This window comes from Sphingopyxis sp. DBS4 (assembly GCF_024628865.1).
Lineage (GTDB): Bacteria > Pseudomonadota > Alphaproteobacteria > Sphingomonadales > Sphingomonadaceae > Sphingopyxis.
The window spans coordinates 3,268,350-3,290,953 of sequence record NZ_CP102384.1 but is presented as its reverse complement, the minus strand read 5'-3'; the positions used below and the strand labels follow the sequence as shown (position 1 = coordinate 3,290,953).

At 62.8% G+C, this 22,604-nt stretch carries 29 protein-coding genes and 1 pseudogene; 24 read left to right on the top strand and 6 right to left on the bottom strand.

Annotated elements, in window-relative coordinates; all coding sequences use genetic code 11:
• Positions 1–33: 33 nt before the first annotated feature.
• From NP825_RS15800 to NP825_RS15775, 6 genes and pseudogenes are all read left to right on the top strand, one after another.
• Positions 34–1,494, top strand: a pseudogene (locus NP825_RS15800) (ParB/RepB/Spo0J family partition protein); the annotation flags it as partial.
• Positions 1,398–2,351: a DUF2493 domain-containing protein gene (locus NP825_RS15795; RefSeq protein WP_374046499.1), complete on the top strand. Its 954-nt coding sequence runs from the start codon at positions 1,398–1,400 to the stop codon at positions 2,349–2,351. The pseudogene NP825_RS15800 and the gene NP825_RS15795, both read left to right, overlap by 97 nt.
• Before the next feature lie 62 nt (positions 2,352–2,413).
• The gene (locus NP825_RS15790) at positions 2,414–3,343 is read left to right on the top strand and encodes a HEPN domain-containing protein (protein WP_037557222.1); all 930 of its coding nucleotides are present in this window, start codon (positions 2,414–2,416) and stop codon (positions 3,341–3,343) included.
• 9 nt (positions 3,344–3,352) lie between these two features.
• Positions 3,353–3,697, top strand: a complete 345-nt coding sequence (locus NP825_RS15785; protein WP_197411479.1) for a DMT family transporter — start codon at positions 3,353–3,355, stop codon at positions 3,695–3,697.
• Between the two features lie 36 nt (positions 3,698–3,733).
• Positions 3,734–4,693 (top strand): DUF2971 domain-containing protein, encoded by a 960-nt coding sequence (locus NP825_RS15780; RefSeq protein WP_257545233.1) that lies wholly within the window; start codon positions 3,734–3,736, stop codon positions 4,691–4,693.
• Positions 4,693–6,342 (top strand): hypothetical protein, encoded by a 1,650-nt coding sequence (locus NP825_RS15775; RefSeq protein ID WP_037557220.1) that lies wholly within the window; start codon positions 4,693–4,695, stop codon positions 6,340–6,342. Before NP825_RS15780 ends, NP825_RS15775 begins: the two co-directional genes overlap by 1 nt.
• Positions 6,343–6,414: 72 nt before the next feature.
• On the opposite strand, the gene NP825_RS15770 is transcribed toward NP825_RS15775, so the two are convergent.
• Positions 6,415–6,765: a helix-turn-helix domain-containing protein gene (locus NP825_RS15770; RefSeq protein WP_037557219.1), complete on the bottom strand. Its 351-nt coding sequence runs from the start codon at positions 6,763–6,765 to the stop codon at positions 6,415–6,417.
• Between the two features lie 137 nt (positions 6,766–6,902).
• Between NP825_RS15770 and NP825_RS15765 the strand changes: the two genes are divergently transcribed.
• Genes NP825_RS15765 through NP825_RS15750 form a run of 4 tightly spaced genes read left to right on the top strand, consistent with a single transcriptional unit; the run spans position 6,903 to position 9,299 of the window.
• Positions 6,903–7,562, top strand: coding sequence for a multiubiquitin domain-containing protein (locus tag NP825_RS15765; protein WP_052182452.1), 660 nt, complete (start codon positions 6,903–6,905; stop codon positions 7,560–7,562).
• Positions 7,559–7,888 (top strand): hypothetical protein, encoded by a 330-nt coding sequence (locus NP825_RS15760; protein ID WP_037557218.1) that lies wholly within the window; start codon positions 7,559–7,561, stop codon positions 7,886–7,888. The genes NP825_RS15765 and NP825_RS15760 overlap by 4 nt, the downstream gene beginning before the upstream one ends.
• On the top strand, positions 7,885–8,394 hold the full coding sequence (locus NP825_RS15755) for a hypothetical protein (protein WP_037557217.1): 510 nt from the start codon (positions 7,885–7,887) through the stop codon (positions 8,392–8,394). The genes NP825_RS15760 and NP825_RS15755 overlap by 4 nt, the downstream gene beginning before the upstream one ends.
• Positions 8,391–9,299 (top strand): ThiF family adenylyltransferase, encoded by a 909-nt coding sequence (locus tag NP825_RS15750; RefSeq protein WP_081933209.1) that lies wholly within the window; start codon positions 8,391–8,393, stop codon positions 9,297–9,299. The genes NP825_RS15755 and NP825_RS15750 overlap by 4 nt, the downstream gene beginning before the upstream one ends.
• Here the strand turns inward: NP825_RS15750 and NP825_RS15745 are convergent.
• The 4 genes from NP825_RS15745 to NP825_RS15730 are packed head-to-tail and all read right to left on the bottom strand — an operon-like array spanning position 9,273 to position 13,068.
• The gene (locus tag NP825_RS15745; RefSeq protein ID WP_052182451.1) at positions 9,273–10,952 is read right to left on the bottom strand and encodes a hypothetical protein; all 1,680 of its coding nucleotides are present in this window, start codon (positions 10,950–10,952) and stop codon (positions 9,273–9,275) included. The two genes, NP825_RS15750 and NP825_RS15745, sit on opposite strands and share 27 nt — an antisense overlap.
• Before the next feature lie 18 nt (positions 10,953–10,970).
• On the bottom strand, positions 10,971–11,363 hold the full coding sequence (locus NP825_RS15740) for a hypothetical protein (RefSeq protein WP_137752010.1): 393 nt from the start codon (positions 11,361–11,363) through the stop codon (positions 10,971–10,973).
• Positions 11,360–12,400, bottom strand: coding sequence for a nucleotidyl transferase AbiEii/AbiGii toxin family protein (locus NP825_RS15735; RefSeq protein ID WP_052182450.1), 1,041 nt, complete (start codon positions 12,398–12,400; stop codon positions 11,360–11,362). Before NP825_RS15735 ends, NP825_RS15740 begins: the two co-directional genes overlap by 4 nt.
• Complete coding sequence (locus tag NP825_RS15730) at positions 12,397–13,068, bottom strand: DUF6088 family protein (protein ID WP_037557226.1); 672 nt, start codon at positions 13,066–13,068, stop codon at positions 12,397–12,399. The genes NP825_RS15735 and NP825_RS15730 overlap by 4 nt, the downstream gene beginning before the upstream one ends.
• Before the next feature lie 296 nt (positions 13,069–13,364).
• Between NP825_RS15730 and NP825_RS15725 the strand changes: the two genes are divergently transcribed.
• Together NP825_RS15725 and tcmP are read left to right on the top strand one after the other, a co-directional pair.
• The gene (locus NP825_RS15725; RefSeq protein WP_037557212.1) at positions 13,365–14,102 is read left to right on the top strand and encodes a DUF5131 family protein; all 738 of its coding nucleotides are present in this window, start codon (positions 13,365–13,367) and stop codon (positions 14,100–14,102) included.
• Positions 14,103–15,272 (top strand): three-Cys-motif partner protein TcmP, encoded by a 1,170-nt coding sequence (gene tcmP / locus NP825_RS15720; protein WP_037557210.1) that lies wholly within the window; start codon positions 14,103–14,105, stop codon positions 15,270–15,272.
• A gap of 70 nt (positions 15,273–15,342) precedes the next feature.
• On the opposite strand, the gene NP825_RS15715 is transcribed toward tcmP, so the two are convergent.
• Complete coding sequence (locus tag NP825_RS15715) at positions 15,343–15,549, bottom strand: hypothetical protein (RefSeq protein WP_037557209.1); 207 nt, start codon at positions 15,547–15,549, stop codon at positions 15,343–15,345.
• Positions 15,550–16,251: 702 nt separating this feature from the next.
• On the opposite strand from NP825_RS15715, the gene NP825_RS15710 reads away from it, so the two are divergent.
• The 12 genes from NP825_RS15710 to NP825_RS15655 all read left to right on the top strand — a co-directional run bounded on the left by NP825_RS15710 (position 16,252) and on the right by NP825_RS15655 (position 22,490).
• On the top strand, positions 16,252–16,683 hold the full coding sequence (locus NP825_RS15710) for a hypothetical protein (protein WP_037557225.1): 432 nt from the start codon (positions 16,252–16,254) through the stop codon (positions 16,681–16,683).
• A 256-nt stretch (positions 16,684–16,939) separates the two neighbouring features.
• Positions 16,940–17,260 carry a DUF736 family protein gene (locus NP825_RS15705; protein WP_037557208.1) on the top strand — a complete coding sequence of 107 codons (321 nt, stop codon included), beginning with the start codon at positions 16,940–16,942 and terminating at the stop codon, positions 17,258–17,260.
• Positions 17,261–17,732: 472 nt separating this feature from the next.
• Positions 17,733–17,897: a hypothetical protein gene (locus NP825_RS15700; protein WP_167919412.1), complete on the top strand. Its 165-nt coding sequence runs from the start codon at positions 17,733–17,735 to the stop codon at positions 17,895–17,897.
• Between the two features lie 123 nt (positions 17,898–18,020).
• Positions 18,021–18,452, top strand: coding sequence for a hypothetical protein (locus NP825_RS15695; RefSeq protein WP_058539111.1), 432 nt, complete (start codon positions 18,021–18,023; stop codon positions 18,450–18,452).
• A gap of 309 nt (positions 18,453–18,761) precedes the next feature.
• Positions 18,762–19,076, top strand: coding sequence for a DUF736 domain-containing protein (locus NP825_RS15690; protein WP_037557681.1), 315 nt, complete (start codon positions 18,762–18,764; stop codon positions 19,074–19,076).
• A 122-nt stretch (positions 19,077–19,198) separates the two neighbouring features.
• A complete protein-coding gene (locus tag NP825_RS15685) occupies positions 19,199–19,486 on the top strand; it encodes a transcriptional regulator domain-containing protein (RefSeq protein WP_197411505.1) in 288 nt (95 codons plus the stop codon).
• The gene (locus NP825_RS15680) at positions 19,449–19,976 is read left to right on the top strand and encodes a DNA -binding domain-containing protein (protein ID WP_052182480.1); all 528 of its coding nucleotides are present in this window, start codon (positions 19,449–19,451) and stop codon (positions 19,974–19,976) included. The genes NP825_RS15685 and NP825_RS15680 overlap by 38 nt, the downstream gene beginning before the upstream one ends.
• A 102-nt stretch (positions 19,977–20,078) precedes the next feature.
• Positions 20,079–20,321, top strand: a complete 243-nt coding sequence (locus tag NP825_RS15675; protein ID WP_037557574.1) for an AlpA family transcriptional regulator — start codon at positions 20,079–20,081, stop codon at positions 20,319–20,321.
• Between the two features lie 26 nt (positions 20,322–20,347).
• Entirely contained in the window at positions 20,348–20,866 is a 519-nt protein-coding gene (locus tag NP825_RS15670; protein ID WP_037557683.1) for a DUF2840 domain-containing protein, read from the top strand.
• Positions 20,863–21,450 (top strand): S26 family signal peptidase, encoded by a 588-nt coding sequence (locus tag NP825_RS15665; RefSeq protein WP_037557575.1) that lies wholly within the window; start codon positions 20,863–20,865, stop codon positions 21,448–21,450. The genes NP825_RS15670 and NP825_RS15665 overlap by 4 nt, the downstream gene beginning before the upstream one ends.
• Entirely contained in the window at positions 21,447–21,779 is a 333-nt protein-coding gene (locus NP825_RS15660) for a DUF736 domain-containing protein (RefSeq protein ID WP_037557576.1), read from the top strand. The genes NP825_RS15665 and NP825_RS15660 overlap by 4 nt, the downstream gene beginning before the upstream one ends.
• Positions 21,780–21,863: 84 nt before the next feature.
• A complete protein-coding gene (locus tag NP825_RS15655) occupies positions 21,864–22,490 on the top strand; it encodes a lytic transglycosylase domain-containing protein (RefSeq protein WP_081933254.1) in 627 nt (208 codons plus the stop codon).
• Positions 22,491–22,604: the final 114 nt, after the last annotated feature.

Sequence of the window (22,604 nt, the reverse complement as noted above, 5' to 3'; positions counted from 1 at the left end):
GTGTCTCGCGGCGGCCCGTCATGGAGAAAGCCCATGGCCAGACAGGCCCCGAAACTCATCCTCAGCCCGTCGCGCGACATCCCGTTCGACCGGCTGTTTCTCTCCCAGTCCAATGTCCGGCGGGTGAAAGCCGGCGTGTCGGTCGAGGCGCTCGCCGACGATATCGACCGGCGAACCCTGCTCCAGAGCCTCAACGTCCGGCCCGAACGCGACGCCTCGGGAAAGGAGACGGGCCGCTATGAAATACCGGCCGGGGGGCGGCGCTATCGCGCGCTCGAACTGCTGGTGAAGCGGAAGCGTCTCGCGAATGATGCGCCAATCCCCTGCGTCGTGCGCGCGGCGGACAGCGATATTCTCGCCGAGGACGACAGTTTCGCCGAAAATGCCATGCGCGAGAGCCTCCATCCGCTCGACCAGTTTCGCGCGATGCAGGCGATGGTCGACAAGGGCGACGATGTCGAGGCGATCGCGGCGCATCATTTCACCACCCCCGCGGTCGTGCGCCAGCGGCTGAAGCTCGCCGCGGTGTCACCGAAGCTCCACGACATCTATGCCGACGACGGGATGACGCTCGACCAGTTGATGGCCTTCACCGTCGCCGACGATCATCAGCGCCAGGAGGAGCTCTGGGCGCAGCTCGATCACAGTTTCAACAAGAGCCCCGGCTTCATCCGCCAGAAACTCACCGAGGACAGCGTAAGGGTCACCGACAAGCGCGCAGCGTTCGTCGGCGTCGATACCTATGTCACGGCAGGCGGCGGCGTGGTGCGCGACTTGTTTGAGGCCGACGGAGGCGGCTGGCTCACCGACCCGGCGCTGCTCGACCGGCTGGTCGACGAAAGATTGAAAGCTGAAGGCGAGCGCATTCTCGCCGAGGGCTGGAAATGGGTGACCACCTCGATCGACCTGCCGTGGGACGCGACGCGCGACCTGCGCGCGATCGACCGCACGGAGGTCCCGATGACCGACGATGAACAGGCCCGCGTCGCCGCACTCGAGGCTGAAAGCGAGGCGCTTTGCGAGCAATGGTCCGAGGTGCCGGACGTGCCCGCCGAAGTGCATGCGCGGATCGATGCCATCGACGCCGAACTCGGCGCGCTCGTCGACCGCCCGCTCGTCTTCGATCCCGCCGAGATGGGACGCGCTGGCGCCTTCGTCTCGATCGACCGCGACGGATCGGTGCGGAACGAGCGCGGGTTCGTGCGGGCTGAGGACGAGCCGGAGCGGGAACTGGCCGATGGCGAGGCTGATCCGGAAACGGAAGCAGGGGGCGAAGGGTCCGGCCTGCGTGGCGGCGGGGATGGCGATCACGTCATACCGCCTGTGGGCAGCGATGGCGAAGACGAATCCGATGCGCTGCGTCCGCTTCCCGATCGCCTCGTGTCGGATCTCACCGCATGGCGCACGCTCGCGCTCCAGGACGCCTTTGCCCAGGATCCGGCCATTGCCTTCGCTGCGGTGCTCCATGCCCTTGTTCTCGGCTGTTTCTATTCCGCTACGGTCATAGGCCCTATGAGGACGAACCCGACGCACGGCCGCTTCCAGACGACCGGCTCGCTGGCGGCGCCGTCGCCGATATCTTCGACGCATTGGCGGGCTGCCTGGTCGATACCCGCATCGAGCCCGATCTTGAAGATCTGCTCTGGGGCATCGTCAATATCTTTCACCGCGCCGGCGAACGGATCGAGCGCGAGCTCGACCGCAACGAACAGGCGCAGCGCGAACTCCAGCGCGAGCAGGATGGAAGCGAAATTCGCTCGGTCGAACTCGAGCGCGCGATCGCCGAGGGCATCACGATGATCGAGCGGCGCGACACGATGGAATTTTTCCGCGAATGCGCCGCCGAGCAGTTCCGCATCCATGCCCGCAAGGCCTGGACCCCGCGCACTGGGTCGCGCGTCCGTCACAAGACGATGACCGCGGCGATGATCGACAGCCGCGACTTCATGGACAAACGCCTCCGCGAAAAGGCCCAGGCCCTGATCCCCGAGGGAACGCGCATCGCCTTCAGCGGCGGACCGGCGTGCAACGATCACCGCCACATCTGGTCGGCGCTCGACAAGGTTCATGCGCGTCATGCCGACATGGTGCTGATGCATGGTGCGACGCCAACCGGCGCCGAGCGCGCTGCGGCCTGCTGGGCCGATGCGCGCGGCGTGCCGCAGGTAGCGTTCCGGCCCGACTGGAACCGGCACAAGAAAGCGGCGCCGTTCAAGCGCAACGAGCGGCTGATCGATGCGATGCCCGCCGGGCTGGTCGTCTTTTCGGGCATCGGCATCCAGGACAATCTTGTCGACAAGGCGCGGGCGTTCGGCATTCCGGTCTGGGATTTTCGGCTCAAGGAAGCCTGAGTTGTCGATTTGGATCTGACGGCGCTTGCCATCCGGCGAGCAGGATTACAGGATGAAAATCAATGAAAACCGATCTCGATCATCTTCCGGCGAACAAGCAGCGCGAGCTCGAACGTGTGAAGGCGATCATCTTCGAAGAATTCGAGGATGCGATCGCGCTCGGCACCATGGGCTGGAAAAAGAAGGGTCGGATCGACAAGGTCATCCTCTACGGCAGCTATGCGCGCGGTGGCTGGGTCGACGAGCCGCACACCGCAAAGGGCTATCGTTCGGACTTCGATCTCCTGATCATCGTCAACGACAAGCGGTTGACCGACAAGATCGACTTCTGGTCGAAGCTCGACGACCGGCTGACCCGCGAGCTTGCGATCGACAAGACGCTGCACACGCCGGTCAACTTCATCGTCCACACGCTGCAGGAAGTGAACGATGGGCTGGCTCACGGCCGCTATTTCTTCATGGACGTCGCGGGCGACGGGATCGCGCTCTACGAATATGACGACAAGGAATTGCACAAGCCGAAGCCCAAGACGCCCGAGCAGGCGCTGGCGATGGCGCAGGAATATTTCGACGAGTGGTTTCCGCTCGCCATGCAGCGGTTCGAGCTGTCCAAGATGGGCCGCGAAAAAGGGTTTCTGAAGCCCGCCGCGTTTGACCTCCATCAGAGCAGTGAGTTTCTCTATCATTGCGTGCTCTTGGTCTGCAATTTTTACACGCCCCACGTCCACAACCTGGGATTTTTGCGCACGCAAGCCGAGCGATTAAACATGCGGCTTGTCGATGTTTGGCCGCGCGAGGTGAAGGCAGACCGCGCGCGCTTCGAGAAGCTCAAGGAAGCCTATGTGAAGGCTCGCTACTCCAAACATTATCGAATCAGCGAAGAAGAATTGCTCTGGCTGGCTGGACGCGTGGAGGAGCTGGGCCGCGCCGTGCATGCCATCTGCTCTGAACGGATAGCGAACCTTGAAGAAGCTGTGCAGGCTCCGGAGTAGACCCGGCACATGCGCGTTCGTGACTTCTTCCTTCTCGTCGCCGTGTGCCTGATCTGGGCATTCAACAATGTCCTGAGCAAGATTATAGTAACGGACTGGGCGGTCCCGCCGCTTTTCTATGCGGCGCTACGCTTTGCGGTCGTCGCGATGGTCATGTGGCCATGGTTGCTGCCGATGCCGCGGCCGGCATGGCGGATTGTTGCCATCGCCCTGTGCCTGGGCGGCGGAAGCTTTTCACTACTTTTCGTCGGTTTGCAGACTGTCTCACCTTCTGAGGCCGCGATTATTCTGCAGCTCGGTGTCCCCTTTACCATGCTGCTCTCGGTGCTGGTGCTCGGCGAGCGTATCTACTAGCGCCGCGGACTGGGCATCGCGCTGACATTGGTCGGCGTGCTGATCGTGACCTGGCGGCCCGGTGGACTTTCGCTTTCGACGGGGCTCTGGTTCGTCGCCGCCAGCGCCTTCGCCGGCGCCGCTGGCGCGGTGCTGATGAAGCAGGTTGATGGCGTCAAACCGTTCCGCTTTCAGGCCTGGGTGGGACTGGTGTCGGCGACCGTTCTGACACTCGCTTCGATCTTGCTTGAAGACGGTCAATGGACGGCGGCGACGACCACTGGATCCGAAAGCGGTCATTCATGGACTCGGCCCAATTGGCTATTGGCTGGCACTCCGTTTCTCGGCAATTCTAGCGCGATGCGCGTTTACCACTTCGTCAACTGCGAATACGGTCTCCAGGACATCGCCCGAAGGCGGTTGAAAGTCGCGACTCTCGCTGACGTGAATGACCCGTTCGAGATGCTTTCGTTGAACCTGAAAGATAGTGGTCTCCGCGCCACCTTGGGCAAGGCCCGAAAGGAATTCGGTGAGCGGCGGGGCATGCTGTGCTTCAGCCGAGGCTGGCGCAACCCGGTTCAGTGGAGCCACTATGCAGACCATCACCGCGGGTTGTGCCTGGGCTTCGACGTGCCTGACCGGCTGCTGCGGGATGTGCAGTACCGGAAGTCCCGCGCCGCCGTCGATGCCACCGTCATCGATGCGCCCGGGTTCGACATGGGATCATTCGTGCTGAAAGCGCTGGACGTGAAGTTTGTCCATTGGACCTACGAGGATGAAGTGCGCATGATCGTCGACCTCGAAACCTATGATGATGCGTGCCGGATCTGGTATCGCGGCTTCGATGGCGACCTAGTCCTGCGGGAGGTCATCGTAGGCGCCGACTGCCCCGCGACGCGCGCTCAGGTCGCAGAGGCGCTTGGCGATGGGGCGCGGGGGGTTGTAGCGCACAAGGCGCGCCTGGCATTCGGGACGTATCGCGTAGTTACGCAGCGGAGGGAGGATCTGTGGCAGTAATGGGTGGTTCGGAAGGCGAGGCGAGGGCCGAGGGCGATGGCGTTCCCGTCGTCTTGGATCTTCCTAACGATGAACTCGGCGCTGCGGCTGAAGGGCTTTTCATCTATCTTTGCCCGCGCGCGCTTATCGTCTGTAACAAGAGTGACCGCGACCGTTCGGGATGGGATTTCGTCGTGGACCTGCCTATGCAGGACGGCATCCTGGACCAGCGCAGCAAGACGACCTGTCATGTCCAGCTAAAGGCCACGAAGTCGGTCGGGACTGGCAATGTCCAACTGCGATTGTCCGCCGCGGACTTGCTTGCGAAAAGCCCGCTTCCCGCGGTCATCATCGTCTTCAGGATGAGGCCCGATGGCACGCCGATCAGGGGCTATGTCGTCCATCTTCTCGGCGCGCCGCTTGAGAAACTGCTCCGCAGGTTGAGGCACGAGCAATTCATCGGAAACCGCGATATCAACCGACAGTCGATCTCCTTCGACTACCGCAAGCTCGGCCACCCCTTTGAGGTAACGCCGCAGGGCCTTCGCGCAGCGATCGAACGGGCATGCGGCCCAGATCCTGCCGCCTATTCAGCCGAGAAGCTCGGCCAGCTCGCGGAACTGGGTTACGGTGATGACCGCATCGTCGGCGACGTCTTCTTCAGACCGGACAGCGACGAGCAGCTGACCCGCGTCGTGCTCGGCATGGTTCCGCTGAAGCCGTTGGCTATTCAGGCCTTCGACAATCGCTTCGATATGCCGGTGCCCTATGATCACGACATGCTGAACGCGGTTGAGGAGATCATGCTTTCGCCTCCCTCAGCCGGTGGTTGCGAGATCGTGGTGACCGGCGCGCCACTGACCCCGCCTGCTACCTTCCACGCCGAGATATTCTTCGCGCCTCCCTTCGACGCGCGCCTGCGGATGCTCATCCGTCACGCCGACTTCAGCTTCCTGTTCCATGAGCGCGAGGCGGATTTCGAGACCAAGGGCATCTTCGAGCAGGGCGGCCGGACGCTCGACGACCTCGTGATGCTGCTCCGCGCAATGGCCAACCTCGCCTCGGGCGAAGGTGCAATCGTAATGAGCGGTGACGACGGTCGCTTTGGCCCGATCAAACTGCCTATGAGCAATGTGCTAACCGGCCCCGACGTCGAGGACCTGCCGGCGCTTTACAAGATCGCCTCCGATTGGCGGCGGTTGCTTGAACTGGCCGGCGTGCGATCCAAGGCCTCCCTCGCGATTGGTGACCTGTGGGACAGCCGCTGGATCCAGCTGGCTGCGGATCTGCTTCTTCGGGCAAAGCCAGAGGCTCGGTTCGCATTCGACACGGATACAATCGCGGGGGATGGGGGCGCCTTAAAGGCGATCTACTTCAACAGTGCCGAGCTCGCGGGCGACGGCATTAGCTACGGCGTTGAGATTGAACTTCAGCCCACCACGCGTGATCAGCGCGTCTACAGTTCGGTATCCTTTCGACCAATTGACGTGCGGCCGATGGTCCCCGATCTCTATGAGTACATGGAGGAGCTTGCATCACGATATGAGCATCCAATCATGATTCACCCCGATCACCTGCGGGAGGTCGGTCCGGAGCGGCTTGAGGTCGCCGAAGCCGTAGGTAACGGATCGGATTCTGGTCGGGAAACGCCGCTCCCTAGCCGTCAATGACCTCAACGGTTCCGGTTTATCGGCTTGATGGACCGCGGACGCCCTGAGCTCGCAACTTACACTTCGCACCTTCTACCCGGGTGGCTTCGTCGATTTGCTGGCGAGAACTTCGATGAACTTCTCTGCAATATCGAGATCATAGGAATTCAACCCGTCCAGATGCTTTTGGAGCTTCTGCGCAGCCACGGACGTGCCCACATCCTCGCTGCGCCCGAGCAGATAGTCGGTCGTAACATCGAGCGCGTCGGCGAGCCTCAGCAGATTGTCGAAAGATGGTTTGCGACCGCCACCTTCGAAATGCGAGATCGAACTTGCCGGGAGGCCAGTTTTTTTTGCTAGGTCGCCTTGGCTGATTTTCCTTGCATCACGGGCACTTGCAAGCCGGGCCCGGAAAATCTCACCTGATCCGCTGTTATCGGTCATGGCGATTTCGCGATGAATATATTGACATAAACGACATGTTTCCTATTTTAGCGTTATCGACACGATCATCATGTCGAAAACGTCAACAAGGCGCAAGTGCCTTCGTATGGAGAAATGTTGTGACGAACGAGAATTCCATGTCTGGGCGCTTTGCGATCACGATCGACGGCGTCGAACATCTGCTGAGCGACCCACTGGTCAAGGGCCGCGACCTGCTCGAAATCGCGGGCCGTATCCCGGTCGACGAGCATCTGCTCTTCTATCGCCAGGGCGACGGGTTGCTCGAAGACATCAACCTCGCTGAAGAAATCGACCTTCGCGCGAGCGGCAAGGAAGAGTTCAGCTCGGTGAAGGCCGACCGCCTCTTCTTCCTTGTCGTCGACGGGCGCCGTTTCCCTTGGGGTAAGGATGAGATCAGCGGCGCGGAACTCCGCGTTCTCGCGCTAGTGCCGGCGGCTAAGGATATCTTTTTCGACCCGAAGGGCGGCAGGGACGACCTCGTCGAGGATACCGAGAGCGTCACCCTCAAGGGCAAGGAGGTCGAGCACTTCTACACTGCCGACCGCTCGGACGAACCGCGTTACGTCAATGTTGACCTCAACGGGGACAAGGTCCGGATCCTCGCCGGCGACTATACGACCGAAACGTTGAAGGACGCGCTCGGCGTATCGGCTGATCTCGACCTCGACGTCGTCGACAAGCAGGGCAGCTTCCGCACCCTGCAGCCCGGCGAGGCGATCCGCGTGATCGCCCGCATGAAGTTCGTCAGCCACGTTCGCCAGGGCGGCTCCTCGTGAATGCCGAAGATCAGTTCGACCGCATCAAGGCCATCTACCCGGATGCGGTCGCGCTGGTCGAAGGTGGCCGTACCTTCGTCCATCTGCCCGGGCTGGTGATCGCGACGCGGGCGGGACCGGTGACGCGCGATGCGCTGCTCTGCCCTCACGAGCATAGCGGCTATAAGACGCGGCTCTTCCTTAACGCCGCCGTTCCCGGTCATCTCGCAAACTGGACCCAGCACAATCTCTTCACCCGGAACTGGTTTTGCTGGTCCTGGAACTACATCGAGGCAGAACAGCCATGGACTTCCATCCTTGCAAATCATCTGGCGGCCTTCCGGTGAACGTCCATTTCAAGATCCGCGCCCCGCTTCTCGACGCCATTCGAGGCGACTTGAGGCGGCGTCACGCCTTCGCATATGAGCGCGTTGGCTGGATTTCGGCGGGCGTGTCGCGCATCGGCGATGGCAGCCTATTTCTCCTCGCGCAGGATTATCACCCGGTCGAGGACGCCGACTATATCGACGACCCGAGCGTCGGCGCGATGATGGGGTCAAAGGCAATCCGCAAGGCGCTGCAGCGCAGCTACCAGTCGCGGACTGCGGCGCTGCACGTCCATATGCACGAACATCGCGGCCGTCCCGGGTTCAGCGGCACTGACATTCGCGAGAATGCGAAGTTCGTGCCCGACTTCTTCAACGTCGCCGCACATGTACCGCATGGCGCGATCGTGCTGAGCGCCGACAATATAGCGGGAGACCTCTGGCTTGCGCGTGGTCAGGGACCGCTCCCCATTGCCCGGTTCACCGCGGTCGGCGCCACCCTCTGGATGGAAGGAGCGATGTCATGAGCCGCTATGACCGGCAGGATTTTCTGGGGCCGGACAGCGACGCCCGGCTCCGCGCCGTGACGATCGGCATCGTCGGCCTCGGCGGCGGCGGTTCGCATGTGGTGCAGCAGCTCGCCCATCTGGGAATCGGGGGCTTCGTCTGCGTCGATCCCGATATCGTCGAGGACAGCAATCTCAACCGCCTCGTCGGTGCAACCGCCGCCGACGCCGAGAACGCGACGCCGAAAGCGGATGTCGCCGAACGAATGGTGCGCGGGCTCGTCGCGGCGCCGCGTTTCCTTGCTCTTGCATGCAGGTGGCAGGATGCAACCGAGGCGCTCGCCGAATGCGACATCATCGTCGGCGGCGTCGATTCCTACCGCGAACGGAGCGAACTCGAAGCCTTCTGCCGCCGGATGATGATCCCCTGTATCGATATGGGCATGGACGTTCACGACCTCGGCGATCAATTCGCGATCGGCGGCCAGGTCATCCTGTCTTCCCCGGGCGGGCCATGCCTCTGGTGCCTTGGCGTTCTCACCGACGCGCGGCTTGAGCAAGAGGCGCAGAAATATGGCGCCGCCGGCGGCAAACCGCAGGTGGTCTGGCCGAACGGCGTGCTGGCGTCGTTGGCCGTGGGCCTCGTCATGCAACTGCTGCTGCCGTGGATGCGCGAACCCGTCGCCAGCGTCTACCTCGAATATGATGGCAATCGTCATCAGGTCGCGACAAGCAATCGCTTAAAGGCGGTCGCCGGGCAAACATGTCGGCACCATGGCGCATGCGAGACCGGTGACCCGCTGTTCGATGTTCGACGTCCGGCGCCGGCAAGGCAGTCAGAAACGGAACGGGAGGAGACGCGCGTGGCGCCGACCAGCGGATCGTGGTGGCGCCGCCTGTTAAGCCAGCTTGGCGTCCGAATCTGACCCGGCGTCCGGCACTTCGCACTGGTCGAAGTCGGGCCAATTGCGGACCTTGGGCAGGAAGGGTTCGGCTTCGTCGGTCGTCCGGAAAATGAGGTTATAAGTCTGGGTCGGGCTGTCGGCGTCAAACGTCCAGAACATCGAAAGCCCGGGCACCTGGACGATCAGCATGCTCTCGCCGAACTTGCTGCCTGTCGCGTCGACGACGACATGGGCACGCACCTTCCGCTGGCACTGGTCGAAACCGCGAAGATCGTCGGGAAGCGAGAATTCGGTCACCCACACGTAGCGTGGATATTGGTGTCGGAAGATTTCGAACTTGAAGATATCGGGAAGCCGATTGCGGAGCGTCCTGCCCTTATAACGCCAGCCATAGGTAAGATAGGTCCGCGCCACGAGTCTTGAAGGCGAAACCGCAAAAAAGGAGGGATCGACGGCGATCGCCTTGCCGAGTGCAGCACTGCCTTCGCCGGCGCGCATGCGGGCGAGTTCGCGATACTCTTCGATGCGCTCGACGCAGCTCGCAAGAAAGTCGCGGCTCAGTGTTTCGGCAACTTCGCCGGTCATGAACACCTTCCCGGGCAGCGGCGTCACTGAATAAACCGCATCCTCTTCGAGCGTCCACGGATAGGCACCGGGCGCGCCCGCCTCCAGCGCGTCGTCCTTGTAGACCGGCAGGCGGCAGACCGGCCCCCTCTGGTCGTCGGCGACGATGAGATGCGAAATCAGTTCGGCCGAGGTCGGGTCATCGGGCAGGTCGTCATCGCCGCGTTCGCGCATCACCCGGCCGATGGCAACGACAGCATGGCCGACCGTCGCGCCGTCCCGGCCCTTTAGCCCGATCAGCACTGGGATGCCGGAATCGAGATAACGACCAATCACCTCATGCAGAGGCTTGATGCCGACCCCTTGTTCGACCGCGGCCTTGCCGAGATCGAAGACCGGATGACGGTCCATCGCCCGTAGCGCCCGGATTATGTTGTCGGGCCTCAGGAACTCCGATCCGGCGGGAAGTGAGCGGGTCACGAAATTGTCTGTGGGCTTCAGCGCCGCATCATTGATGTCAGGCATCGAGAACCAGGGTCCGCCATGCGCGCGATGGAAATGGCGTCCTGCCATCCAGATTGCCGCCTGCGCGCAGGCGCCGACGCGTGTGTCTTGCTGGGTGAGCGGGAATCCCGTGACAGTAAGGTCAGCCCCCACGAGGTGAACGGGATAATCCGCCGTTACGTCGATGATCGTCGAGGGGTCGGAAGCAATCGCAGCTGCCGAGATTACCGCCGCTGCAACCGGCGCGTGGGAAACGGGGCGCAGCACCACAAAGCCAAGATAGTCGTCGTCATGTGAAGCGACCTCGCGCGACAGGCCTTCGGGGCTATCGACCTTGCCGAGATACGAAAGGTCACACCCGAAGAAGTGGAGACGCTGGCAATATTTGAGATAGGGATGGAATAGGGTCGAATAGAAGGCCGAATAGGCGGCGGAGAAGTCGCGGTCGATATAGGCCCGCTCGAGGAGATAGGCCTTCGCACCCGCCTCCCTGTAATCGCGTAGCAATTGTTGCAGCAGCGCGGACTCGTCGGCCCCCACCAATTCGGCCAATTCAGTCCAGTCGTCTTCGCCGAGCAGGGGTCCTACCTGGATTTGAGCCTGCATTCAGCGATTGCCTCCCGATCAGCCGCGGTTCGCGCCGACGACGAAATTTCCGAGTCGCTGTTCTGCCGCGAGCGTCAGCTCTTCGAGCCGTTCGATTTCTTCGACGGCCTTCTTCGATGGTCGAAGATTGAAGTGCTTGAATTCCTTGCGATTGGAAATCTCTACACGTCCGTAGGTATTGTCCGCGAGTAACTTTATACCATTTTTCATGGGTCCTCCTCGCGAATCGAACGCGCCCTGCCGGGCCGGCAGGGCGCAATGATTCGCTTTCGCTACGAAACACAGGGCGAGTCGGCAATGAATATCGCCGCCGTTTAGCCCCAAAACTGCAGTATTCCTTAAAGGCCGCACGACTTTCTGCGAACCGGTTGGGAATTTCTGTTCCGAATCCAGTTGGATGTCGGCGATCATTGGCCGTTCACCTTGGCTTCGATTTTCTCGGTGGTTGCGATGATTTCGTCGAAGGCTGGAGCCTTGCCGAAGATCATTGCCTCGGTTGCGGCATAGTCGCGCCGCAGCGCCTCGCGCATCGCCTTGGCCGGCGCGAGGCTGAAACTTCCTTTCGCCGCTGAGGCGAGGTCGAAGTCGGGTCGATTGAAGAACATGCGGGCATGACGCACGCAGTCGGCGCCAAGTTCATCCTTCTCCATCGCTTCGCGGCCAAGCGTGGTATCCGCAAGGCAGTGAAGGTCATAATAGTGGCGCGATATACGCTGGCCCTCATTCTTGAGGACGCCTCGGCGATCGAACCAACTGCGCAGCCCGTGCGCGATGACGATCTTGTCCCAGAAGGTCCGCTCGGCGTCGATCGTCGTTACTTCGGCAACCGCGAGATCTAGATCCGGCAACTCTTCGGCGACATAGGGCGTGACCGTGGCTTTGCCGTTCGGATCGAGCGCCGATTTGGCACCAGATTCGATGCGGACGGCTGGCTTGATATAGCTCGCTTCGTCATGTTCGAGCGACGGATACCAGACTAGCAGGGTCTGGGAGTCGCGGTCGGCCTTGTCGATCTCTACGCGTCCCGCGCCGTTCGTGGCCTCGGCGAGGCGCGCCGCGATATCGGTCTGGAGAGGACCGGTGATATAAGTGCTGCAGGCGTCCCGGATGGCGTCGAGTCTCGCTTCACGCTTTTTGCCCGACAACGCTTCGAGCTCGTCGACGCTCGCGGCTTCGCCGAGATCGTCCCTGTATATGGTGACGTCGATATCCTCGGAAAAGCGCTTGATGAGGCCGTGCGCCTTCGAAAGCGAGGTGCCGCCCTTGAAGAGCAGCCGTGGCTGGTCGGCGCTGCGCTCATGATAGAGCTGGTCCAGCGTCCAGCAGACCCAGAAATCCTTCTCGACATTGCCGAGCGGCGTGCCAAGCCGGTTCGCGGCCGACAGGAACAGGTCCCGGCGATCGGCTTCTCTCGACCCGATGATCTGCTGGTAGCCGGCGCGGGTCACGCGCGCCGCACCTTGGCCGGCGTGACGAGTTCGCGGAGGAAGTCCTGCATCCAGATCGGAAGTGCGGCGAGGCCGTCCTTCAAGTCCTTGCGAAGGGTCCGGCCGTGCCTTGGGTCCAACAATATCGCGGAGAGCGCGTCATAGACGCGAGTGCGCTCCTCTTCGCTGCGGTCGATCACATCCTTGAGCCAATAGAGTGCTTGCACGATTCGCATTGCAGGGCGGCCAGCCCAATAGAGGCGGCTCGGAGCGGCGTGCTTGAAGGTGATTTCTTGGTTGCCGAGCGTGATCGGTTTCAGCCGCGCATCCACCAAGACCTCGATCCGCGCCGGCACAGCCGTCGTCAGGCCGAGGTCGTTAGCGGCTGTCATGCCGTCGACAACCATGCGGGCTTGGTCCCGGCGAATGACCGCCTCGATGACCGCGCGATAATCGGGGACCGAGGGCTTGCCCGTAAGTTCGTTGTGGACGGGGCGATCGTAGAGCCCTCGATCGATGCGGCGGAGTTCGCCAGCCTTGGTCAGACGCTGTAAATTCTTGTCGATGACCTGCCGGTTGCCGAGGTCGCTGAAGTCTGCCGGGGTCCATGCTTGGCCCAGCTTTCGCTTTACTCGGCGCATGATGTTCCTGCCCACATCATCGTCGGCTCCGGACGATTTCCCCATCATGTCCGAAGCATGATACATTTTTCGGACAATGTCTATTTTAATTTGTCCGAAGCATGTCACTTCGTTCGGACGGCAATGTCCGAACCATGATGTAAACTTCAGACAGCTATGTCCGAAGCATGTTGCACTCTTCGGACAGACAGAATGGCGCCGCGCCCAGCCTGTGGACCTTCAGCAGGAAGCCTCAAATCCTCTACTGCAAAAACCGGATTCCATTCGCACGGATTATGTGAGATTCAGCTTCACGAAAATTCGGTTGTCTAATCGATTTCGAGACGGGGCAAAGCAGAACGACAATGGCTGATCACAGCGCAATAGAGTGGACCGACGCTACGTGGAACCCCGTCACAGGTTGCACGAAGATCACCGCTGGATGCGATAACTGCTATGCCGCGCGCTTCTCCGAGCGGTTCCGTGGAGTGCCGGGCCATCCCTTCGAAAACGGGTTTGACCTGACCCTCCGGCCCGAGCGCTTGGATCAGCCACTGCGCTGGCGCCGTGGACGGATGATTTTCGTAAACTCGATGAGCGATCTCTTCCATAAGGCCATACCGACATCCTTCATCGATCGGATATTCGACACGATGGAGGCGGCCAATTGGCACACGTACCAGGTCCTGACCAAGCGGAGCCCGAGGCTCCGGGACTATATGAATGGCCGCTATGCCGACAGAAGCCCGCCCGCGCACATATGGGTAGGCGTATCCGTCGAAGACCAGAAAGGCGCGGCGCGGGTTGCCCATCTTCGTGCGGCCAAATCCGCAGTCCGCTTTCTATCGGTGGAACCTCTCATAGGCTCTGTAGGCCCTATTGACCTGAAGGACATACACTGGGTCATAGCGGGCGGAGAAAGCGGTCCCAATGCCCGCGTGATGCGGATCGAGTGGGCACGGGAGATACGCGACGCGTGCCGAGAACAGCGCGTGCCTTTCTTCTTCAAACAATGGGGCGGATTTCGACCAAAGTCTGGCGGACGGGAGCTTGATGGCCGCGAGTGGAGTGAGTGGCCCCGCCTGACGCGGGCGGCCGGCTAAATGCTCGATCCGCGCTGGTACGATGGTCGGGAACAGGCGCTGGTGAAGCACACGTTCCTCGATACCTATATGCCGGCCCAAATTCCCAAGATCGTCAGCTGGGCAAACGAATTCACCTATGTCGATCTCTTTGCCGGACCGTGGCAGTCAAAGAGCGGCGATTATTCGGACACATCGTTTGGAATTGCCCTCCGCAGGATGACGGAAGCCAAAGCGAAGCAGGCGGAACTCGGCCGTAAAGTGACCATGGTGGCTCACCTCGTTGAGAAAGATCCCGCTAATTTTGCAGAGCTAATCGACGCCGTAAAGCGCTTTCCCGACGTTGAAATACATTGTCACCCGGGTCAGGCCGAGGATCACGCATCCGCAATCGCGACCGCCATTCCTGCGAGAGCCTTCCGGTTCGTCGTCATAGACCCCAAAGGTGTTCCCGACGTTCGGAAGTTTCGATGCTTGATCTCGCCGGATCGAACGGAAGTTCTCATGAATTTCATGTTCCAATTCGCAAACCGCTTTGCGGGATCACAGGATCGGATGCCGACACTCGAAGGATGGCTCGGCGATCTGCAAGAAAATGGCGGTTGGAGAGCGGAGTTCGCTGAACTGCGCGGATCCGAAAGAGAAGCGGCCATTTCCGAGCGCGCCCGCCAAGCGTTGCGGCGCATGGGGGACTATAAATTCGCGCCGGCGTTAACCGTCGACGAGACGGCGGTCGATCGGCCCTTGTACAAGCTCATTTACCTGACTCGGCACCCAGCCGGCATCAAGGTGTTCCGTGACGCACACAGAAAGTCTCTCGAGACCCAAGCGACCTACAAATCGGCGAAAAAGGCGGAGACGCGGAGGGTTGCAAGCGGAATGAACGACATGTTTGCTGGCCAATCTGCCATGGAACCGGGCGAGCGAAGCGCTCGCGAAATATCCCAAGGCGAGGCGGCCGCGCGGTCAACGATGCTTCAAATCCTGTCGGAGAGCTCGGCCGATTTGAAATGGAAAGATGTCTGGCCGCGTGTGTTGGATCTTTGCGCGGTTACTTACGGCGCCCTCGGTGACATAGCTAACGACTTAAGGAAGCGCGGGCTCATAATTGTCCCTGCGTGGAGCGGCGACGTGTTGAGGCGCCCGAAGGATGATTTCTCTATCAAAATTGCTCCACACCTCGCGCCTTAAGGAGCGGCGTCCCCTTTTCATCCCAGGAAACTAAAACCTGTCGGTCTGCTTGCGGCCAGTTCTGCTTTTCCTACCGCTCGGCTTTGCCTGCGGTCGGCACTTGGTGGATCATCGCGGCGTCGATCATGGCTCGATAGATTCTTCCGACTTCATCTTTGCTAACGTGGCCAGCCTCGAGCGCTGCGGCGCTGATCATCGTCATGTCGGGTTCGCGAAGAGCCATGATCGCGGCCTGTGCCTCCGGCAAATAGTCTTCCCAAAGCGACTTGCCATCCATCCGCGCATTGGGTGGATTTGCATCCAACTCGCAAAGTGCGCGGGCGACTCGTTCTAGGCCGGAGGTCATGACGCGAGAATAACATAGAACGTCGACCTGATATGGGGGGATTTCGGTGTTTCTCACGATCAAATCGAGTCGATCCCGTGGTCCGACATCGGTGACTTTCCAAAAACTCGGTCCCTCTCTACAGCCGCCTAATGGCTAGACGCTCAACCATTGCAGAACGTGTCGAGGCGCTCGTCCGGCGAATGGATGGGGCGCCCCTTTGCGACGAATGCATTACAGACCGGCTCGACCTTTCTTCGGTGTCACAGGCAAGCGTCGCCACCGGAGCAGCTGCCGGCGTCGGAGGATTTGAGCGGCTCAAAGAGCCATGCGGCCTTTGCGGCGAGCCGCGGCACGTCATTCGTTACAAAGGCTGAACTTCGCAATTCGCCGCGGAAAGATCGAGCGCGGCTGAATGGGCGTGCTCTGGCGCCGGCAGGCGGCGCCAGGGGCCGCGCGTTATCTTGGGCCGCGCAGCGCACTTGGCTCGCTATCCTTGCCGGACGGCGGCTGGCCCACAGGCCCGCGCGCACGCCGCCCGGCTGCGGCCTCGCCAAGAGCGCGTTTGCCTTTGCGCGCTTCGCGCGGTTCTTTGACGCCTTGCGATAGTTACGGGGTTTGAATCGATCGGCGGTCGGCACTACGGATCCCGCAATGATATTCAGTCTGTTCCTGCTCGCCTCGGTCGTTCCGGCCGGCCAATCCTTCACCTGCACCCCCGTCGCAGTCTGGGATGGCGATGGGCCGATCTGGTGCGCGGAAGGTCCGCATGTTCGCCTTTCCGGGGTCGCCGCACGCGAAATGAATGGCAGCTGCAGTTCAGCGCATCCCTGTCCGGACGCCGATCCGGTCGCGGCGCGCGATCATCTCGTCGGCCTGCTCGGGACGCCGCAAGGGCGGAACCGGACTGGCCATATTCTCGTGCGCGGACCGGCCATGCGCTGCCTATCGCGCGGCGGGGCCGGCGGCACCCGCACCGCCGCCTTCTGCACATCGCCCCGGTCGGGCGATATCTCCTGTGCGATGACCCGCAGCGGCCTCACCGCGCGCTGGGACAAATATTGGGGTGCGCATCGCTGCGATTGATCGGACCGGATCGGGCGGGTGGGTCAGGTGGACCGGCCTTTGAGTCCGGCGCGGATCGTTGAATGGACGCGGCGGCAGCTCTCTCTCAGTTGCTCAAGGCCACCCCTTTTCTGTCGCCTTTCTGCGGGCCCGGCTCGCCTCTGGCCGTCAACCCCATGCGGGGTTCGCCCTCGCGTTCCGCTCGGTGACGGCAGCTCGCGGTCCCTTCTTCTGGCGCCATCGGGGATGTCCCCCGAGCAACCGAAGGAGAAAGTCCATGCCCACCATCGCCAACCTCAACGTCAAGGCCGACGGCAGCTTCGAAGGCACGCTCGCCACCCTCAACGTCACCGCGCAGATCGCGATTGTCCCGAACGGCCGCAAGGCCAAGGACAACGAACCCGATTATCGCATCCTCAGCCGCAAGAACGGCTTCGAACTTGGCGCAGCCTGGGTCAAGACCGCCAAATCGACCGGCGCCGAATATATCGCAGTGACGATGTCGGCCCCCGAGTTCGGGACCATCTACGGCAATGTCGCAAACGCCCCCGGCGACGACCCGATGAAAAAGGTCATCATCTGGAACCCGCCTGCCTGACGGGCACCCCGGCTCCGCCTTCGGGCGGAGCCGATTGATTTCATCACGTGAAGGCGGTCCTCTGGGCCGCCTTTTCGTGTCTTGTGCTGACGAGTGTGGGTTTCCGGGGCCCGGCACTCGGTTATCCTCCTTTTCGGCGACTGGGCTGTCGCAGACGACGAGTGCCGCGCATGTTGCGAACGGCAGAATGTCGACAGGTCTTCGAAATGAAAGGTCAGCGAGGGGGCCGGGACGCGGCGGCGAACCGGGGGCGGGTGGGGCGTGGGGGCTCTGCCGCATGGGATCGGGCCATACCCGCTCTCGATTGCCGCTGATCCCTTGGCCGAGGCCAGGCCTCCTTCAATCAACCCGTGAAGGGTCCCCACGCTTCGCTCGGGCCGCGGCTTCGCGCGCGGTGATTGCGGCCTGTCCCCGTCCGGCGGGGCGCCTGTCGAGCGGGAATGGCCCGCTCCCAAGGACAGGAGTTGATCCCATGCCGCTTTCCACCGCCCAGTCGCTCGGATGGAGCCTCGCCCGGACCATGATGACCGTGATCATCCTCATCGAGACCAGCGCCGGATATTCGGTCATGCCGCTCGATGAGTTCGACGGCGACCCCGAAACGATCGTCAGCGAATATGACCCGTTCAATCGCTAAGCGTCTGGAATTGGTTCCAGATTGGAGCCGGTTCGGGGTCTCCCCCGAGCTGGCTTTGGCTATGCTGTGCCTGCAGGTTGCGCTGCGGAGGTGGTGGCGGGCGCGTCCGATGGGAGGACGTTCATGACCCTGATGCTGATCCTTGGCGCGGTTGCGGCATTTTATGGCCTTCTCCTGCTCTTTCGCTGCGCGACTTACGCGCTGCCACTCTTCGCCGGGCTTGGTCTGGCCTTCACGCTTCGGGACCAAGGTTTCGGCTGGATGGTCATTTTAGCGGTGGGATTGCTCGCGGGTGTCTCCGTCCATACCCTCGGCCGGCACCTGGCGCGCGGCTCGGCTCCGCTCGCCGTCAGGCTTGGCGTCATCCTGATTTTCGTTGGCGCCGCCGCGGCTGCTGGCTTTCAGGTTGGGGTCGCGCTCGCGATGCTGGCCGACCTCAATCCCTGGACGCAGCGCGGCATGTCCATCCTGACCGCCGTCGTCACCGGCTATGCCGGTTGGCGTGATCTCCTGTCGCCGGGGGGTGGGATCGAGCGACCAGCGCTGCACAGCTAGGCGTTCGCCCGCCTCTCATCGTCTTCGCTTCCCGGCCGACCGGCAACGCAACCGTCCGCAGAGCCGTCCCATCGCGGCCTCTCGACATGCGCCATCTGTCAGCGCGCCGCTTCGCTGGCCCGGCTTGGTGCAACCGCGCCGTTCGACTTTCTTCCCCTGGCGTGCCGCCATTCCTCGCGAAACAAGAAAGACGAACGGCGCGATCCTCCGCTGCGCTGCGGGCCTGCGGCTGCACCGCCGGTCCCCCGCTGACGACCGATGCGCATCGAGGCCGCGATGGTGCGGCCCGAGCCAAGGAAGGAATGCGACATGGCCAAGATCGGCACGTTCAAGAAAGTCTCCGGAGAATATCGGGGTCAAATCACCACTCTCTCGGTGCAGGCGAAATCGGTTCGCATCGCACCCGAAAAAGACCCCAGCGGCAATGCTCCCAGCCACCGTGTTTTCGTTGGAGACGTCGAAGTCGGCGCAGCCTGGGAAAAGCAGACGCAGGACAAGCGCCCCTATCTTTCGGTCAAGCTCGACGATCCGAGCTTCACCGCCCCGATCTTCGCGCAACTGTTCGCGGGCGAAGGCGAAGAGCACGACCTGGTCTGGAGCCGCCAGACCCGCCGCGGCGACTGAGCCGCAGGGACCCGCCCGGCAGCGCCGGGCGGGATACCCATTACTGGGGATGGATATCCCCGCGTCTTGGAATTGGCGCATGCCCGCATATCGCCAACTCTTCGGTCTCCCCGGAGGCTGTTATGGCGATCGAGACGACGGCAAAAAGCGAAGGGCCGCTGCGCCTCGACTTTCCCGGCTACGCCCAGGAGTTTCTGCGCCGCAGTCCGGACTATCGCCGTGACTATCGAAGCGTGATGTCGGATCGCAAGGCCGATCCGGCGTCGCAGGAGGGCATGGCCCGGCGATGGGGCCTCTGCTTTCCCGGTCGATCCGCGTGTTTCCGCGCTCGACGCGCCAGCCTTCTGGGACGCGGCGGTCTGCCCCTATATCGTGATCCTCGACGCTGCACCGCCGACTTTTGCCGCTGACCTGCGCCTCGATCCGGCTCGCTGGACGCATCGCCTTTGCTCTCGGATCGCGCTTGACGGCGGTCATTATATATTGGGCGAAAACCGCATCATGCACCGGATCTGGCTGCGCTGCGATCCAGCTCACGGTGCGCTTGCTGCGCTGATTCCGTGCGATGGCATGGCCGAGACGCGCCTACAGGCGGTAGCGGATCTGGAACGATGGCTCCGCGGCATATCGTCGGCGTCGGCCGTGTCTCGGCCGACATCCTACCAGGCACAGCGCCTCGATTTGCTTCTGTCGATTCTCGATCTTCGCGGCGAACTGGACGTGACCAGCCATGAGGTCGCCCGCCGGCTCATCTATCCACGCCTGGATGTCGGCCGCGGCTCGGCGTGGAAATCCTCTCCCGAGCGGCGCCGGACCCAGCGGCTCATCCGCGAAGCCGAGGCGCTGGCGGCGGGCGGATACCGCGCGCTGCTGGCAGACCGGGCGGGGCGACAAAAATAGCGCCGCAATTCTGCCGCTCCCCCGCGCGCGCGCTTTCGCGCCACCACGCGACATCGCCCGCCGGCCCGCGCTTTCCGGTCCGGCCGCTGGAAGGAGCCCCCCATGACCACCGGTCACCCACCGCGTTTTCTGACGACCCCCGATGCCGCAAAGCGGGTCGGCCTCTCGCACCGGACGCTGGAGAAGCATCGCTGCTATGGAACGGGTCCCGCCTATCGCAAGCTTGGCGGCCGGGTCGTCTATGCGATCGACGAACTCGATGCCTGGGTCGAACTTGGCCGGCGTTCGTCGACGTCCGATCCCGGCACCGGCACCGTGCACCCGGCGCGGCAGGTGCAGCGCTAATGCGCGGCGTCGATTTTGAACGGGCGCTGCGCCCGCGGCTAACCGCTAATTGCAACGCTGGCACACACCCGTCGCCGCGTGACACCGCGCTCACTGAGGTCGAAATGACCTGGATCGAGGGGCGACACGAGCAGTGGATCCGCTTCGGCCGCATCGCAGCCGAGCGCATCTTGAGCCGCGCCAAGCGCGTCGCGGCGTTCCGGCCCGGCGCCGTCTTTGCTTACGTGCGCTGGACGTCGAACGACTTCGGGACGATCCATTCGACCATCGCGATTGCCGCGGCGGTTGTGCCTGGCGAAGCTTATGCAACGCTGCCGTTCGTCCATCCCGGCGCGGATATCCTCGCGCGGATCGACGGCTGGCCGAAAGTGCAACAGGCGCTTGAGGCGATCGACGCGGTCGAAGCGACCGGCATCGATGCCTGCGATGCGGCGCCCGATCATTGGCGCCATGTCGGCAGCCGGATTTCGGCGGGGCTGCCATTCCGGCCATATTCCCGTGACCGCCATACGGCATGGCTGCGCCGCCGGGCGGTCGAGTTATGAGCCGCCGGGCACTTCGCGCCACGGCGGCGGCCGCGGCGATCTTCAGCACATCGTTCGTCGCGGTTGCGTGGCTCAAGCCCGCGCCGCGCTTCCTCTGGAATGTGAGCGCCAGCGCTCCGACCGGCCTCTATTGGGTCGATGTGGGCGCGCCGCCGCGGCTCGGCGACCTTGTCGCCATCGCCCCGCCGTCCGCACTCGGGACATTCCTTGCGCAGCGCGGATATTTGCCGCGCGACGTGCCGATGCTGAAGCGGGTCGCCGGTCTTCCCGGCGCGCTCGTCTGTCGTTCCGGCGTCTTCGTCACGCTCGATGGCGTCGCGGCCGCCCGCGCGCTGGCGCGCGATCGGGCCGGTCGTCCGCTCCCCGTCTGGACGGGTTGCCGGATCGTCGGCGGTGACGAACTCTTTCTCGTCAATGCGGCGCGCGACAGCCTCGACGGCCGCTATTTCGGGGCGATGCCGGCAGCTGGTCTGCTCGGCACCGCGCACCCGATCCTCACCCGCTCGCATCCGACGGCGGCGCTTCGCTGGGGCTCCGCCGAACCCGACCACCCGCCATCACGCAGCAAGGAGACGTCATCATGATCATCGGGACAATGCGCCGGAATACGACGGGAGGATATTCCGGCTCGATCAAGACGCTCGCGTTCGACGCGCAAATCGAGCTCGCACCGGCAGCCTATTCTGAAAAAGAGAATGCGCCAGGTTGGCGCTTACTGATCGGAGATCCCGCACTCGGTGCGGAGATCGGGGCCGGTTGGGATCGCACGGGTCCGCGCGGTTTATATATTGCGCTGCAGATCGACGACCCGAGCCTTGCTGCGCCGTTGCGCGCAAATCTGGTTCGCCTGGGCCCAGACGACGGCGATTTGTCTATTCTCTGTTCGCGCCCCGAACCGCAGGCCGGGAACTGAGCCATGGGGCTGCTGCTGCGCTTCGTGGGTGGGTTCGCGCTTCGCGTCAGCGTGCCTTGCGGCGCGTTTCTTGCGTCATTCGCGATGCCTCTGGCTTGCCCGCCCGCTGCCGCGGCGGTGCAACCGGCGCGCCATCCTCATGCCGCACCGGTCGCCGAAGCCGCACAGCGCTTCGGCATTCCGGAGCTTTGGATCTGGCGCGTGATGCACGCCGAAAGCCGCGGCAAGGTTGGTGCGGTTTCGCACGCCGGGGCGATGGGGCTGATGCAGATCATGCCCGGAACCTGGGCGTCGCTGACCGCGCGCCATCGGCTCGGGGCGGATCCGTTCGACCCGCGCGCCAATATCCTCGCCGGTGCAGCCTATCTGCGCGCGATGTGGGACCGCTATGGCGACGTTCAGTTGATGCTCGCGGCGTACAACGCGGGGCCGGGCCGCGCCGATGCCTTCGCATCGGGGCGCCGCGGTCTGCCCGCTGAGACGATCGCCTATGTCGCCAAGATCGCACCCGAATTGCATGTATCAGGCAGCGCCGCAACTGCTCCGTCGATGCTGTCGCCCGCGCCGGGATGGCGCGATGCGGCGCTCTTCGCTGAGCGAAATTTGCCGTCTGACGACGCACAACCTGCAAGCCCGTCGGGAACGGCTGCGCCTGCCCGGGCTGCAGGTGCTTCCATTTTCATTCCCTTGTCCGATGGCCGTGACCGGTGACGGACGGCGGGGCCGCTGGGTTTTTTGACAGGCTCTGCTCAGGGCCGGTGGTCGCTTGCTGGAAGGGACATGGGGGAGGGCAAGATAAAAGCCGTGCCAGCTTCGGGCACTCCA